We start from the raw sequence: 15,915 nt of genomic DNA, 5'->3' as shown, positions 1-15,915 counted from the left end.
CGCCTGCCCCCCCCCCCATATTTTTTTTAATTCCCAACCCCCTACATGGGGGGGTTAAAAAAAACCGTCTTAATTGGGGGGGGGTTTGTTCCCTTGGCCCCAACCAACCCGACCGCTTTGCCGAGAAGCAGGCTCTGCAGTTGGTGCGGCGAGAACCGCCAATTTTCCCGCATTGTTCCGTACGGCCGACCGCCAAGCTGTAAAATGGTGGCGATATGGAAGACACGCGACGCTCTGCCCGACGATCACATCCTCCGGCTGGCGAGCAGCCTTGTGAGCCAATCGGGATCCATTTCCGGCACGGAGGACAAAAGCCGTTCGGTATAGGGGGCATGCGGCGGCGTGAGAACTTCGCTCTTTAATCCCTGCTCGACGATTTTCCCCTGGTGCATGACCACAATCTCGTCGGCGATCGCTCGCACGGTGGCAATGTCATGGGTGATGAAAATGTAGCTCATGCCGAGCTCGCGCTGAAGCCGCATTAAGAGCTTCAGGATTTCCTCCTGCACAATCTGGTCGAGCGCGGACGTGATTTCGTCGCAGATGATGAGTTCCGGATCGGCAGCCAACGCTCGGGCGATGCAAACGCGCTGCTTCTGACCCCCCGACAGTTCGGCCGGCAGACGATCCAGGTAAGTTTCGCTCATCTCGACCATGTGCATGAGTTCGCCGATCCGCCTATCCCGCTGTGCACCCTTGAGGCCGATGTAGAATTCAAGCGGACGAGCTATGACTTCTTCGACCGTCTGGCGCGGATTTAGGGCGTTGTCGGGCATTTGATAAATCATCTGTATGCGGCGCAAGATCTCTTTTGGGCGCGCCTTCAGGGTCTTGGAAAGGGCCTGGCCAGCAAAGGAAATCGATCCCGAAAGCGGCGGCAGCAGGCCGGTAACAACGCGAGCGAGCGTCGATTTCCCGGAACCGGATTCGCCGACCACAGCCACCGTTCTTCCACGTGGAACTTTGATGGAGACATCCTGGAGCACCTTAACCGCCCGGCCGTAGGCCGCCGTGACGTTGTCTATCGTAAGCAGATAGTCATCGGCCGGAACTTCGGGCTTGGCGAGCTTGCGCACGGCCCAGAGCGTCTTAGTATATTCCTGGCTGGGCGAGGCGAGCATCTGGCGCGTTTCTGCCTCCTCCACGGTAAGTCCATGGCGCAAAACCATGATCCGGTCCGCCATTTGCGCCACCACCGCCAGATCATGCGTCACATAGATTGCAGCGGTGTTGAATTCCTCCACGATGTTGCGAATGGAGGCGAGAACTTCGACCTGCGTCGTCACATCGAGCGCCGTCGTTGGCTCGTCAAAGACGATGAGGTCCGGACGGCAAGCCATCGCCATGGCGGTCATTGCCCGTTGCAACTGTCCGCCGGAAACCTGATGAGGATAGCGAAAGCCGATGGTCTCCGGATCTGGAAGCTGAAGACGGCGATAGAGATCGACGGCACTCCGGTTCGCTTTCTCTCGGCTGGCAATCCCATGCGCCACGACTGTTTCGACAGTCTGATCGAGGAGTCGGTGGGCCGGATTGAAAGAGGCCGCTGCGCTTTGCGCGACATAGGCGATACGGGAGCCTCTGAGGCGGCTGCGCCCTGTTTCGCTGAGGGCCAGAAGATCAGTCCCGTCGAACAGGATCGAGCCCTGTGTGATACGGCAGCCCGGCTTGGCGTAACCCATCGCGGCGAGGCCAATGGTGGATTTGCCGGCGCCTGACTCGCCGATCAGGCCAAGAACCTCCCCCCGCTTCAGCGCCAGATCGACCCCACGGACAATGGGATGCCACCGCTCGTCCGAGAAACCCTCGACATGTAGGTTGCGGATCTGCAGCAGATCCTTGCCTTTTTCGCGCGAGCCCGGACCGCTACCTTTCATCGCGCAACCCGCTGGTTGCGTGCAGGAACCAGTCGACGACGAAATTCACGGAGACTGTAAGGAGGGCAATCGCGCCGGCCGGCAGCAGCGGCGTGACATCACCGTAGGTGATCAGGGTCGCATTCTCGCGCACCATCGACCCCCAATCAGCGGTCGGCGGCTGAATACCGACGCCCAGGAAGGACAGTGCCGCGATCGTGAGGAATACGAAGCAAAATCGCAAACCGAACTCCGCGACCAGCGGCGGCATCACATTGGGAAGGATTTCCTTGGCGATGATCCATTTCGGGCCTTCGCCGCGCAATCGCGCCACCTCGACATATTCCATCACTGCCACGTTAAGCCCGACGGCGCGTGCGAGCCGAAAGACGCGGGTGGAATCGAGCAGCGCAATGATGATTATCAGGCTGGTGATCGACGAGCCGAAGATCGAGAGCAGCACCAGGGCGAAGATCAGGCTTGGGATCGACATCAACACGTCCACCGCACGCGACAGTATCTGGTCGAGCCATCCCCTATACAATGCGGCAAGAAGGCCGAGCGAGACGCCGACCGCGAAGGACAGCAATGTGGTCGCGACGGCGATACCGATGGTGTTGCGCGCACCGTAAATCAGGCGCGTGAGCATGTCCCGGCCGAGCTGGTCGGTTCCCAATTTGAACTGCTGGCTCCACGGTGCAAAGGCTTCGCTGAAGACCTGCGTTTCGCCGAATGGGGCTATCCAATGCGCGAACACCGCAACGATGACATAACCGAGGATCACGAGGATGCCGAACCATGCACTGAAGGGTGCCTTCTTCAGCGCCGTTTTCGCACGGATGGCGCGCGAGCGCCTCAGCCTGTGAACCTGAGCGATGGGTTCGTAGCTGGTCATCGTGGATGCAAGAGTCTTGGATTGGTGGCGATGGAAATAATATCGGCGGTCAGATTGAGCAGGATGTAGGTCGCGGCGAAAATCAGGGCGCAGGCCTGGACAACCGGAACATCCCTTGATTTGACCGCGTCAACCATCAGCTGACCGATGCCGGGATAGACGAATACCACTTCGACCACGACCACTCCGACGACGAGATAAGCAAGATTGAACGCCACCACCGTGACGATCGGAGCCCATGCGTTGGGCAAGGCATGCCTGAGTACGATGGCCATGGGCGACATTCCCTTGAGACGCGCCATGTCGATATATGGGCTTGCCAGCATGTTGATGATCGCCGCTCGTGTCATTCGCATCATGTGGGCAACGATTACGAGCGTAAGCGTAATCGCAGGCAAGGCTACTCTCCAGACATGCTCCCAGAAGGGCGTCTGATCGTTCACATTCGACAATGTCGGGAACTTGGGAACTGCATTGAGTATCCAGTTCAGTAAGACCGCAAGCCAGTGCGGCAGGGACTGTGCGAACTCGGATCCGATGAACGTGTCGCGCGAGATGACGAGATAGGCAAGCATATAAGCGACGAAAAACTCCGGGAACGAAATGGTTGTCAGCGTCACTGCGTTCACCAGCCGGTCGAACCAGCCATTGCGGTAGAGCGCAGCGAGGATGCCCAGTCCCAGGGCCAGCGGAACTGCTATCAGCGCGGTCATCGCTGCTAGGAACATCGTGTTGTAGAGGCGTGGCGCGATGATCTCGGCCACGGTGCGCCGGTACCCGGTGCGGCTCGCGAATGAAGAGCCGAAATCACCGTGGAGCATCTGCCCGACCCAGACGAAGTAGCGCTCGACAGGCGGACGGTCGATGCCGATTTCTCGCTGGAAGGCGACGACCGTTTCGGGTGTCGCCGATTGCCCGAGCATCGCCTTGGCGAAGTCGCCCGGCAGCATTGCAATCGCAGAGAAGATGATGATGGACACGATGAACAGCGTGACCAGGCCGAGGCCGAGGCGCTGCAGAACCGTTCTTGCGACGGGGTTCATGGGTACGCGTTTCCCGTTGCTGCCGCCGCCCTGCCACACCAGTCAGGGCACGCGGTTGCAAGCCGGAGCCTAATAGCCATCGCGGGTCCGGCCCGCACTCTCACGCAGTGGCGATCCACCAGCGTTCGGCCATCTTCAATCCATCATTCTCCCAGTTCGGCGCCACCTCGCCATGTGCGAGCTTATTGGATTTGGCGCTGACGAAATTGTTGAACACCAGCACGATGCTGCCGCCATCATCATGGGTCAGTTGCTGCATCTCGGCATACATTGCCGCCCGCTTGGCCTCGTCCGTCTCGGCGCGCGCCTGGACAAGCAACTCGTTGAAGCGGGGATTTTTCCAGAACGACTCGTTCCAGCTGGAGTCTGCGGCGAAGGCTTGCGTGAACATCCAGTCGGCCGTCGCGCGACCGCTCCAATAGGAAGCGCACCAAGGTTTCTTGAGCCAGACATTGTCCCAATAGGCGTCCTCGGCCTCACGCACGACGTTTACGTCGATGCCGCACTGGGCTGCCGTCTCGCGGATGAGGGCAGCCGCGTCCACAGCGCCGGCAAAGGCGGCATCGGCGACCGAGAGGTCCACCTTCAGCTTTTCCATTCCGGCCTTTTTCAGATAGTGCTTGGCTTTTTCGGGATCAAAACTGTGTTGGGGCTGCGGATTCGTAGCGAATTTGATCGCCGGCGCGATCGGGTTGTCGTTGGCCACCGTGGCGTGGCCGAGAAAGATCTTGTCGACGATCTCCTGACGGTTAATCGCCCATTTCAAAGCCATTCGGACGTCTGGATTGTCGAACGGCGCAACCGTGACATTCATCGGCAAGGTATAGTGGCCATAGCCGGTGACCTCGACGATCTCCACCTTGGGATTGCGTTTCAACATGCCGAGGGTCTTGAGGTCGGCGCGGCCAATATAGTCCACCTCCCCTGTCGATAGCGCGGCCATGCGAGCGGCGAGATCGGTGATGGCGATGAACTCCACCTCGTCGAGATAGGGTTTGCCGTTCTTGAAGTAGTTCGGATTGCGCTTGAGTTTTGCCGAAACTCCGGGCTGGAAATTCTCAAGCACGAAAGCACCGGTGCGAACGCCCGATCCCCAATCCGCCTTGCCGTCCTTGGCCGGCATGATGACCAGATGGTAGTCACTCATGATGTAGGGGAAATCGGCGTTGCCGCTCTTCAGCGTGAAGACAACCGTCTCCGGGCCATCAGCCTTGATGCTGGCCACGGGCTCAAGCAGCGGCTTCGCCGCCGATTTGGTTTCGTCGCCCATATGATAGCGCAGCGAAGTCACGACATCGTCCGCCGTCACATTCTTGCCATTGTGGAAGGTTGCGCCCTTGCGCAGCTTGAAGACCCAGGTTTTGGCGCCATCGGATGATTCAAAGCTCTCGGCAAGATCCGGTTGGACGTTGCCTTTCGCGTCGACCTCGGTGAGGCTGTTGGACATCGAGCCGGAGAATGCCGTCTGTGTGAATGTGTCCGGGTAGCCGGCCGGATCGATCGAATCCGTCGTTGCGCCATGTGCCATGCCGAGCTTGGCGAAGCCGCCCTGCAGCGGTTCGGCCCGGGCCGTGCTGACAAAGAGCTTGTCCGCAGCGGTGACCGTCAGCCCAGCGGCCAGCCCAAGATGAATGAAGTCACGGCGGGAAATCTTGCCGTGACCAATCAGGCTTTGAGCGATACCAAGCTTGTATTCAGATTCTGACATTTGACTCTCCCATTACGGATTTTCCGCGTTATTGTTCGTCAAGCACCTGTGAAGTTAGTTTCGATCACCTTTCTTCTACTCTTCGAATCCGTACCTCAATCAGGCCGTCACATAGATGCTGCCCGCCTCGACGGTTACTGGAAATGTGCGCGCGCGAACGGACGGATCGACCAGGGCCGCGCCTGATTTGATGTCGAATTCCCAGCCATGCCAGGCGCAGCGCACGATCTCGTTTTCGCGGTGATAGATGAATTGCGCCTCTTCGACCGGTGCAGTTGTTCCGCATTGCGGCCCCTCGCAAAGCGGAGCGCCGCGGTGCGGACAAACATTCAGCAGCGCGTGGAATGAATCTCCGATGCGGAAAACGCCAACCGAAAGGCTGCGGATCTTGGCGATGAAGGCAGATCCGGTTTCGATCTCGTCGACACGGCAAATATATGTCTTCTCGGGCATCGTCTGCTTCCTCAGGCGGCATTCGCCGCTTGCGCGCGGGGGATGCGTTTGTAAACCTCCAGCGCATTCAGCCCCATGATCTTGCTCTTCCAGGCAGGAGGGATTTGCAGCGTGTTGGCATCGTCGTAATCCCAATGCGGATAGTCGGAGGCAAACATCAGCGTATTTTCGCCGTCCATCGCTTCGAGAGTGGACCAGAGATGCTGAATGTTTGCGGGTTGCTCCAGCGGCTGCGTGGAAAAGCGGATGTTGCGCCGGCAATATTCGGACGGCAGCATCTTCAGCCATGGCGTCTCTTTGCGCAGCGCTTTGTAATCCGCGTCCAGGCGCCACAATACCGACGGCACCCAGGCGACGCCGCATTCGATGACGACGAAGTAGAGGTCCGGCCATTTTTCGAAGACGCCATGCGCAATCATACTTGCGACATGCGAAATCGCCGACATGTGCAGGATGGCATGGGTCTCCCAGAAGAATGTCGTCGGGGCCGGAGCAATCGCGGTCGAATTCACGCCGCCATGGCCGCCCAGATGGATGGCAAAGGGCAGCCCTACTTCGGCGCAAGCCTCAAAGATCGGATGGTAAAACGGATCGCCATAGGGCTTGACGGAGCCTTGCGAGGCAAGAACCTGAACCATGCGCGGATGATTGCCCAGACGGCGTATCTCGGCGGCCGCGAGCTTCGGATCCTGTGGCGCGATGATGATCGAGCCCATGAAGCGATCGTCCTTCGGCAGCCACTGGTCGATCTGGTAGTCATTGTAGGCGCTGACGAGGGCGCTGGCATAATAGGGATTGGCGAGGGTGGAAGCCTCGATCGGCTCATCGCCGGTCAGGATCGCCACGTCGACCTTGTACTTGTCGAGGTGCTTTTCCTTCATGATGAGATAGTTGTCGGCTTCTGTTTTCGGACGGACGTCCTTGCGGGAGAAGTCCTGCGGATGAAACCAGGGACGATGGCCATGCGGGAAGGCGCCAACGGGACCTGTCTTCTCGCCTTCAACGAACATGTCCTTCCATAGGCCGGAAAGGTAAGGCTCCAATACGGTCGCGCTTGACCAGTAATTGTGACAATCGCAGTCGACTATGAACACGTTGCTCAGCTCCGTAGCTTCAGCCTGGTCGATCTGCCGGCCGATTTTCACTGAGTGCAGCTTCCGCCTTGAGTATTGTTTGATCAAGCTTATGATCCTGGGCAATATGATCGGTTTTTTCGATCGGAGGTCACGTGCAGCTAGATCACATCGAAACCTTTCTCGACATCATCGAGTCACGAAACTTCAACCGTACCGCCGATCGGTTGGGATTGACCCAGTCGACGATCAGCACCCGCATCAAGAATCTGGAGAGTGCGATCGGGTCGGAGCTCTTTCAGCGCGGGCGTGCCGGTGCTGAGCCGACAGCCGCAGGGCGGCGGTTCGAGGCCTACGCCAGATCCCTGCTGTCGACCTGGTCGCAAGCTCGACACGACGTGCGAGCGTTCAACCGTTTCGAGGGCACCTTGCGCATCGCCGCACAGGTAGGCATGACCCGCTCGGTCCTGCCGGGATGGGTCGAGACACTGTGCCAGGCGCTTCCCAAATCCTCGATCCATGTCGAGTCGGACTATTCGAACCAGATGGTAAGCGACCTAAGCATGGGAAATCTGGATATCGCCGTGCTTTATGCGCCTCGTTACCTGCCTGAGATCGCCTACGAACATCTGATGGTCGAGGAATATGTGATGGTTTCGACGGCTGCCAGAACGCTGTCCGACGTCGACCCCGAAACCTACATTCGCCCGGGCTACACGGCCGTGCTGGAAAAGACGCACGCAGAGTTGCTGGCCGAGTTGGCGATCTGCCGGCTTTCGACGGGATCGGAAACTCTGGCGGAGATCATGCTCCGACGCACGGGTGGCACCTGCTATATGCGCAGCGACGATGCGCGCAGGTTCACTGCTGAACTCCCATCGTTCCTGGTCGAGGGAGCGCCGACGCTGTACCAGCCAGTCCACACCGCCATACTCGCGCGCCGCAAACACGAACCCATCATTCGCAAAGGCATCCGAGCTCTCCAGGTCGCTGTAATGTCTCTGGAAGTTTAATCGAAATTGCCGATCATAAAGGCAGGATTGCGCGGCTGTTCAGCGGGTGTTGAAGTGGCATCTTGGCTCGACTTCAAACCCGAGTTGAATGATGAATGCACACGCGGCCTTTGGAACCTCCGGCTTCGTCCCGACGAAGCGTCACCGACAGTGGGCACAGACCACACCACAACTTGCGCTCTGCCGGCGCGTGATCGACGAAACGCACGATGTGAAAACGTTCGTTCTCACACCCGCCTCAGATCGGATGTTCTGCTTCAGCGCTGGCCAGTATGTTCTTGTGCACCTGAGGATCAACGGTGCCGCGGTGACGCGCTCCTACTCCGTTTCGTCACCTCCGACGCGACCGCTCGACCTGCAGATCACCGTGAAACGGACGCCGGGCGGGCTCGTTTCGAATTGGCTCCATGATAATTTGAAGCCGGGTGATGGGATCGAGATCGAAGGGCCGCTCGGCTCGTTCAATCTCGACGATCTGCCGCATGCAAAGTCCCTCTTCCTTTCGGGTGGCAGCGGGATAACTCCCGTCATGTCAATGCTGCGCACACTTACCGACCGGGCAGCCGACCAGGATATCCGCTTCATTCACAGTGCGAGAACGCCGGACGACATCATCTTTCGGCTCGAACTGGACGCACTTGCCGCTCGCTTTCCCAATGTTCAAGTGACTAGCATTTGCAGTCAGGATGACCCGGCATGGACGGGTCCAACCGGGCGAATTAATCGTGAGATGCTCCTGACCTTGGTTCCCGATCTACTCAGCCGCACGGTTTTTGCCTGTGGGCCGGAGTCGTATATGAAGGCGGCACGCGCCTGCCTGGACGCAATCGGCCTCACCCCTTCACAGTATCATGAGGAGAGTTTCGGAGGCGGCAACAGTTCGCCTTCGGTAACGGCTTCAAAGGTGTCGTCTTCGGTCCGCTTCGCCCGCTCCGGCATTGCGCATCACTGTGCGCCCGGAGAGACCCTGCTGGAAGCGGCGCGCCAATGTGGCGTCCACATCCCCACCGCCTGCCAGCAGGGAGTTTGCGGTACCTGCCGGATCGCCAAGCTGTCCGGCGAAGTCGTCATGGACGACCTGGGCGGGCTGACCTTGGAGGATCAATCGGCAGGCTACATCCTGGCGTGCTGCAGCCGCCCACATGGCGACGTTTTGCTTGATCTCTAACTGTACCGCATCGCGGGACGAAATCGGGTCAGCCTTTTGCGTTCCATGACCAAGCCATACTAATGCGACCGCAAGTCGTTAGCGTTTCGGAACCTGTTTTTCCGCCTACCACTTTCACCAGCGAGATCGTCTCGTGCACAATCGCTAGGGAACGAGTGCCCAATTGGCTGTCTTTGCAACCAAGACAAAGGGCAAGTGGTGGTCAGCCCAGCCGGATTCTTCGCAGCTACTCGGATGCGTTGGCGAACCCGGTGACTTACGTGAACTTACGGTCCACGTTCTTTCTGGTCGGTGATCCGGCGCAATCCATTTTTGGGTTCGCGGGGGCACGTCCGGAGTTGATCGATTCCTTTGCGGACGAGATCGGTGCCAAGCGCGATCTATCGCTGTCGTGGAATTTCCGATCCAGTGCCCCAGTTGTTGAGCAAGCCGAGCGTCTCTTTCCCCGGGCCCCGGCGATGACCAGTGAGGGGAAAAACAAGGTCTGCACCGAGCCGGCTCATCTCATCACAACCGACCGGACATTCGACGCCATCACCGAAGAGTTCCTGCCAGCGATCAACAGGATGGGGCTGCCGCTGGGAAGGTCTGCTATCCTCGCTAAGAGCTGGGCCGCGCTGTACCCCATATCGCGCGGGCTTCGCGACTTTGGAGTAAAAGTCGTGGGACCTGGCGCTCGTCCTTATAGGCGTTTTTCTTGGGTCCGGATGAGTAGATATACTATAGCAATCTCTGGATATAATAACAGCTTCGAAGAGATGGGGCTTTCACAGTATGACCCTGCGGAGCAGCATCGAAAGGCTTGGAACGCGGGCACGAAGGTAGGCGCGAAGCGTGCCTTGAAGCTTCGGTAGCTATGGGCAAGCCGCCCGAAACCCGTCAGTCAGTAAACGCCCCGTTTGAATCCTTGGAGTGGTCGGACTGGATCGCGCCGCATTTCAGACGCTGAGACCAACTGAGTCATTTCCTAGAAGGGGACGTTGGCAGCGACTACGAGGCCCCAACTCTTCCAGCCATCCGCAAGCGCGAACTAAGCCGAATGGTGGCTTAGGCGCCGGCAGGAGATCTCACCAGCGCGCGATCGGCTTGCCCGCTACCGGCCGCGTGACAATTGCTTCGATGGTTAGGGTGAGGTGAATTACCGTTACTAGCAGGATCGCACCACTGACCAGCAAGTCGTGCATTATGAAAGCTCCTGTTTTGCGGTGTGTAGAAGGACGGGCGCTTGAGGTTGTAGAGCAAGCATTTGCGGCGATCGCTGTGCTGCGATCATCCATCGGTTGAATGAGATCGCGCATCATTTCGTGTGAGGGCAATGCGTCTCCTGGCGGCTCGCTGTGGCCTGCAGGCGGCGCTTTTGCACCCTCTCCCGAAATAGCTCGACCTCAGCTTGCTGCTGTGCCTCGCGAAAGGCGGGCCGCTCTCGTTATCGGCGCATCATCCCTTTGAAGGATTTCAGAGAGCAACAGCGAGATTAGCGTGTGCGCCCGCGGGAGCCCGCGGGAAAACGGGCGCCATTGCCATCATGAAAACAAGCGACCAACAGACTCCCGCTCTGCGAGCGGTGATGAAAGAGGCCAAACGCGCCATCAAACCGCTTATCTGGTTCAGCGCCGGCATCAACATACTGATGCTCACCAGCTCGTTCTACATGCTTCAAGTCTACCACCGCGTGCTGTCCAGCCACAGCGTGGAAACGTTGGTAGCGTTGTCGTTAATGGCCGGCGCGGCTATCCTGACAATGGCCGGGCTCGAAGTAGTACGCGCCCGCCTGCTGTCAACCGTCGGCGCGTGGATGAACGCGAGGCTGGCGCCAGTCCTGTTGACCGCGTCAGTGGAGCAGGCGGCCGCCGCACCGGGTCAAGGTAGCGCGCGATCTCTCCGCGATCTTGATCAAGTGCGGAGTTTCTTCACCAGCCCAAGCATCTACCCGATCCTCGACGCACCGTGGGCACCTATCTTCTTCATCGCCATCTTCTTCATGCACCCGTGGCTCGGTTGGTTGGCGCTGGCCGGCGGGTCTGTGTTGTTTGCGCTTGCATTGCTCAACGAACTTGCCACCCGCAAACCGCTGACAGAGGCCAGTAACGCACAGGCACGAGCTTTCACCCAAGCTGAGTCGGCAGTCCGCAACGCCGAGGTCGTCCAGGCCATGGGTATGCTGCGGCCATTGCTCGATAGTTGGCAAGAGCAGCAAGATGAAGCGAGCACCGGACAAGCCACCGCCGGCAACCGCGCCAGCGCCATCGCGTCAGTCGCCCGTTTCTGGAGGATGGCCTTGCAAATGGCAGTCCTCGGCCTCGGCTCTTATCTAGTGTTGCAAAACGAGGCCTCTCCCGGCGTCATGATCGCATCCTCAATCTTGATGGGTCGCGCGTTGGCCCCGGTGGAGCAAGCAATCGGCACGTGGAAAGCGACACTCGGGGCACGTGCCGCTTACAAGCGTCTCACTGCGTTCGTCGGCCAGCGACCCGAGGCAAAAGCAGGGTTGTCGTTGCCACGCCCACAAGGAAAGTTTGAGGCAGAGAGTATCATCCTCGCCCGGCACGGTGGCGGCGAGCATGTTTTGAAAGGTGTGAGTTTCCAACTCAAGCCCGGTGAAGTGATGGCACTAATCGGGCCGAGCGCATCCGGTAAGACAAGTCTGGCACGTGTGCTCGCCGGTGCTTGGCGCCCATCAGCCGGCCGCGCTTTGCTCGACGGTATGGACGTCGCCGAATGGGCCGCCGAGGACCGTGGTCGGCACGTCGGGTATTTGCCGCAGGACATCGAGTTGTTCGCCGGCACAATCTCCGAGAACATCGCTCGCTTCACGAAGCTCAGCCCCGCAGTCTTCAACAACGTAGTCAAGGCCGCGCAACTGGCGGGCGTTCACGAATTGATCAAGGGCCTGCCGAAAGGGTACGAAACTCAAGTCGGTGAGTCAGGCGCATCGTTGTCAGGCGGACAGCGCCAACGAATCGGATTGGCGCGGGCACTCTACGGCGACCCGACACTCATCATCTTGGACGAACCGAACTCCAACCTCGACCGCGAGGGCGAAGACGCACTGATGGCCGTCATCGGCGCAGTCAAGGCGACGGGCACCACAATTATTCTGATCGCACACCGACCGAGCATCATGGACAAAGTCGACAAGGTACTGGTCCTCAACCGGGGTCAACAAGAATTATTCGGGGCGCGTGACACAGTCTTCAACGAACTCACCGCCCGCGCCAAGAGAGTGGCCCAGCTGCCCAACACCAATTACGTCACGGCAGTCACGTCATGACCCGCACAAACTCGGGAAGCAAAGATATGAACATCGTCTCTCTCCCCGCGCCAGTACCACCCACACCGACATTGCAACCGCTCCGTCTCAGAGCCGTCACGTACACCGGTTTCTCGATCATGTTCCTGTTCTTCGGCGTGGCCGGCGGGTGGGCGTCCTTGGCACCGCTCGACAGCGCCGCAGTGACGACCGGGGTGGTCAAGGTTGACGGTGACCGCAAACTCATCCAGCACCTCGAGGGCGGCATTATCGCCGAACTGAACGCCGTCAACGGAGATATCGTCAAGAGGGGTAAAGTACTCATCCGCCTCGACAACACGCAAGCCAAGGCTCTACTTGACTCGATCCAAAACAAAATCGCCACACGCGAGGCACTCGTCGCCCGTCTCCGGGCCGAACGCGACGGCAAGGACACAACCGAGTTCGACCAAGCATTGCTCGACAACCCGGACCCGGCCGTCAAGGACGCGGTAGCCACCCAACGTGACGTCTTCAATGCGAAGCACCGTAACCTGAAAGACGAGAAGGGAATCCTCGACGAACGCCGTCAACAGACAGCCGAGCAAATTACCGGACTGCAACAGCTTATCGCCACTGAGGACAAGCAGATTGCGGCATTCGAGAACGAGAACAAAGACCTCGAAGTATTACTTAAAAAGGGGCTCACCACACGCGAACGAAACTTGACGCTCACCCAGCAACAACGACAGACCGAGGGAGAACGCGCCACGAATGTCGCGTCGATCGCCCGCGCCCGCAGCTCTATCGCCGAAATCGACATGCAAATTCTAAACCTAACAACTCAACAATTGAACGAGTCAGTTGACGAATTGAGCAAGGTCGAGGCGGAGCTGTTCGACTTCCGACAGCAAGCGCGCGCGGCCGGGGATATCCTCAAGCGCACCGACATCACCGCTCCCGTCGACGGAATCGTGATGGACGTGAAAGTTCACACGGCGGGCGGTGTGGTGAAACCCGGTGACACGCTGATGACAGTCGTGCCGCTCGGCGAGAAGCTGGTAATCGAGACTATGGTCAAGCCCGAAGACGTCGAGACGATCGCCCCCGGCCAGACCGCATACGTCAGCTTCCCGGCCTTCGCCAAATACAACCTGCCACAGCTCGACGGAGTTGTGGAAACGGTGTCGGCCGACCGATTGGTGGATGAGCGCACCAACGCTCCTTACTTCTCCGCGACATTGGTAATCAACAAGAGCGAACTAGCCAAGCTCGACGGTCGCAAGTTGCTGCCTGGTATGGCGAGCGAGGCCATGATTAAGACCGGCATCCGCACGGTCCTGGCTTATCTCGCCGAACCGCTCACGCAAAACATCCGTCGCTCATTGCGCGAGAAATAATCACAACAACGGAGGACACGGATCAAAGACGCATGTATATACCAAACACTATAGAGTTATAACACGCACAATTGTGTGCGCAAGGAGGAGACTATCATGGCAAAGAATCCAGTGTTAGTATCAATCGGTCCAGATTTCTCACTGTCAGACGCAAGCGTCGACTTGAATCTTCGCACGCACACAGTCCAGCTCGAAGAGAACCCTCCGAGCGCGACAGTCTCCAAGGAGGCCAGTTACTTCGCCGGTAGTAACGGGGTCGCATACACCACCGATTTTACAAACCCCACCGGGGATTATCTCCGTGTTTACACCGGTTCGGAATTCTCGGACAGAATGATCGGCGATGATCTTCTCAACCATCTTGAGGGCGGCGGCGGTAACGATTTCCTGCACGGCGGCGGCGGCAACGATTGGCTGGACGGCGGTGCCGGTGACGATTCTCTCGACGGTGGTACCGGCGACGATTCCCTATACGGCGGTTTCGGTAACGACACCATCAACGGCGGTGCCGGTAACGACTTTATCAGAGGCAGTGACGGTAATGATATCTTGAACGGTGGGGCCGGTGATGACTCCATCATTGCCAGTGACGATAACCAAGCCCACTACTCCCCGGGTTTCGACATAGTCAACGGCGGTGACGGCAACGATTCTATCAGGGCCGGCCGCGATGGCGGCATATTCAACGGCGACGCCGGCAACGACACCATCACAGGCAGCGAGGGCCAGGACATTATCAACGGCGGTGCCGGTAACGATATTCTATTCGGAGACAGCAATAGCATGAATAGGAACAGCAGCGACACTATTCACGGGGGCCAAGGGGACGACTACATCCAAGGCGACGCAATGTTTCTCCCATCCGGCAGAGCTAATTTTCTCTACGGCGACGGCGGCAACGACACCATCATCGGTTTCCTTGGTGACGACACCATCGAGGGCGGGTCCGGCAACGACATTATCGACGGTGGTAAAGCGACCATCTACGCAAATTCCGGGAGCGACACCATGACGGGAGGTGCCGGCAACGACACCTTTGTCTTCCACTCGGAACCCTTCCACGGTGGCAACTATCCGGCGCTCGTCGACGGGCAACATGACATCATCACGGATTTCAAGCACGGCGAGGACAAAATCGACTTAAGGGACACCAACGACACCACATTTCTGCAAGATGTCGACTTCAACTCGGCACAGTCGGCCCTCGATTATCTCCACGCGCACAATCTCTCTGTCGACAGTACCGTAGTAAAGGTTGTCGACGGTTCCGCCGTCGACCTCATCAGTTTTAGCGACGACGCCGGCACTCTCGACCTCAACGTGTCGGTAAGCGCGTCAGCGGCGGCGCATATCACACAGGCGGACTTCCTCTTCGGCGCTCTGGTGTAACCCACGGTGAGGGGCGGCGCACAAGCCGCCCCTCAATGCAATCCCAAGCGGGACAAATTGCCTGGCATCGCGTCCGTGATTGATGGCGACACGGTCGAGATCCACGGCCAGCGCGTGCGCTTCAACGGCATCTGCTGCCGCCAGACGGCTCAGGGTCAGTTCGCGACCTCGGTCCCCGGAAGTTGAACGTCAGCTGTCTTGCCACGGAGACAAAAGCTGACAGTCTGCTGCCGGCCCCTGTTGAGACGTTAGTTTCGGGATGCAGAGCGCCCGCTTCTGGCGCGTTCTTCCGCTTGGCGAGCGCGTAACAATGACCCTGTTGCTGTCGTTCAGTCGCAAAATCCCAAAGCCCGGATCGGGTGACGCGCATCTAATGTTCCGAGACGCCGGCCGCGCGGTGCGAGGTCATGTCTGCGGCCATCCGCTCGCATCACTACGGAACTGCGTTCTAACAGGAGGTGATGATGAGGGTTGGTCGCGCCGCGACAAGCTGCGCCGCCCCGTCCGACGAGCTTCTTCGATGCGCCCTGCCTGCTCCTGGATCATCATGATGTATTGGCATGGCGCGACCCCAACTACGGCAATGTCGCATATTGCTATTCAGGAATCACTCGATTGCCAGGCCGTCGACTGGATGGAGAAAGTCAGCGACGAACAATACCACCGCTGAACCGTTACCGGGGCCGCA

Annotated in this window: 13 protein-coding genes; 7 read left to right on the top strand and 6 right to left on the bottom strand. The window is 58.8% G+C overall.

The genetic code is table 11. From position 1 onward, the window contains the following. Positions 1 to 245 precede the first annotated feature (245 nt). The 6 genes from NKH43_RS09725 to NKH43_RS09700 all read right to left on the bottom strand — a co-directional run bounded on the left by NKH43_RS09725 (position 246) and on the right by NKH43_RS09700 (position 7,049). Entirely contained in the window at positions 246 to 1,877 is a 1,632-nt protein-coding gene (locus NKH43_RS09725) for an ABC transporter ATP-binding protein (RefSeq protein ID WP_352857806.1), read from the bottom strand. After that, positions 1,867 to 2,751, bottom strand: coding sequence for an ABC transporter permease (locus tag NKH43_RS09720; protein WP_352857804.1), 885 nt, complete (start codon positions 2,749 to 2,751; stop codon positions 1,867 to 1,869). Before NKH43_RS09720 ends, NKH43_RS09725 begins: the two co-directional genes overlap by 11 nt. Then, positions 2,748 to 3,794: an ABC transporter permease gene (locus NKH43_RS09715; RefSeq protein WP_352857830.1), complete on the bottom strand. Its 1,047-nt coding sequence runs from the start codon at positions 3,792 to 3,794 to the stop codon at positions 2,748 to 2,750. Before NKH43_RS09715 ends, NKH43_RS09720 begins: the two co-directional genes overlap by 4 nt. A 100-nt stretch (positions 3,795 to 3,894) precedes the next feature. Beyond that, entirely contained in the window at positions 3,895 to 5,502 is a 1,608-nt protein-coding gene (locus NKH43_RS09710; protein WP_352643931.1) for an ABC transporter substrate-binding protein, read from the bottom strand. A gap of 99 nt (positions 5,503 to 5,601) precedes the next feature. Continuing rightward, positions 5,602 to 5,955: a Rieske (2Fe-2S) protein gene (locus NKH43_RS09705; RefSeq protein ID WP_023721725.1), complete on the bottom strand. Its 354-nt coding sequence runs from the start codon at positions 5,953 to 5,955 to the stop codon at positions 5,602 to 5,604. An 11-nt stretch (positions 5,956 to 5,966) separates the two neighbouring features. Next, positions 5,967 to 7,049 carry an amidohydrolase family protein gene (locus NKH43_RS09700; protein WP_352643930.1) on the bottom strand — a complete coding sequence of 361 codons (1,083 nt, stop codon included), beginning with the start codon at positions 7,047 to 7,049 and terminating at the stop codon, positions 5,967 to 5,969. A 134-nt stretch (positions 7,050 to 7,183) separates the two neighbouring features. Between NKH43_RS09700 and NKH43_RS09695 the strand changes: the two genes are divergently transcribed. From NKH43_RS09695 to NKH43_RS09665, 7 genes are all read left to right on the top strand, one after another. After that, on the top strand, positions 7,184 to 8,041 hold the full coding sequence (locus NKH43_RS09695) for a LysR family transcriptional regulator (protein ID WP_023721722.1): 858 nt from the start codon (positions 7,184 to 7,186) through the stop codon (positions 8,039 to 8,041). A gap of 91 nt (positions 8,042 to 8,132) precedes the next feature. Further along, a complete protein-coding gene (locus NKH43_RS09690; RefSeq protein ID WP_198030546.1) occupies positions 8,133 to 9,209 on the top strand; it encodes an FAD-binding oxidoreductase in 1,077 nt (358 codons plus the stop codon). A gap of 251 nt (positions 9,210 to 9,460) precedes the next feature. Continuing rightward, positions 9,461 to 10,063: a UvrD-helicase domain-containing protein gene (locus NKH43_RS09685; RefSeq protein WP_352857801.1), complete on the top strand. Its 603-nt coding sequence runs from the start codon at positions 9,461 to 9,463 to the stop codon at positions 10,061 to 10,063. A 671-nt stretch (positions 10,064 to 10,734) separates the two neighbouring features. After that, positions 10,735 to 12,480, top strand: coding sequence for a type I secretion system permease/ATPase (locus NKH43_RS09680; RefSeq protein WP_352857799.1), 1,746 nt, complete (start codon positions 10,735 to 10,737; stop codon positions 12,478 to 12,480). A 26-nt stretch (positions 12,481 to 12,506) separates the two neighbouring features. Further along, entirely contained in the window at positions 12,507 to 13,838 is a 1,332-nt protein-coding gene (locus NKH43_RS09675) for an HlyD family type I secretion periplasmic adaptor subunit (protein WP_352857797.1), read from the top strand. A 96-nt stretch (positions 13,839 to 13,934) separates the two neighbouring features. Continuing rightward, a complete protein-coding gene (locus NKH43_RS09670; RefSeq protein ID WP_352857795.1) occupies positions 13,935 to 15,227 on the top strand; it encodes a calcium-binding protein in 1,293 nt (430 codons plus the stop codon). Positions 15,228 to 15,537: 310 nt separating this feature from the next. After that, positions 15,538 to 15,897 carry a cupin domain-containing protein gene (locus NKH43_RS09665; protein WP_352857793.1) on the top strand — a complete coding sequence of 120 codons (360 nt, stop codon included), beginning with the start codon at positions 15,538 to 15,540 and terminating at the stop codon, positions 15,895 to 15,897. The last annotated feature ends 18 nt before the right edge of the window (positions 15,898 to 15,915 follow it).

Source organism: Mesorhizobium sp. M1163 (genome assembly GCF_040318415.1).
In the GTDB taxonomy this organism is placed as follows: domain Bacteria; phylum Pseudomonadota; class Alphaproteobacteria; order Rhizobiales; family Rhizobiaceae; genus Mesorhizobium.
This window is presented reverse-complemented; position numbering and strand designations above follow the sequence as displayed.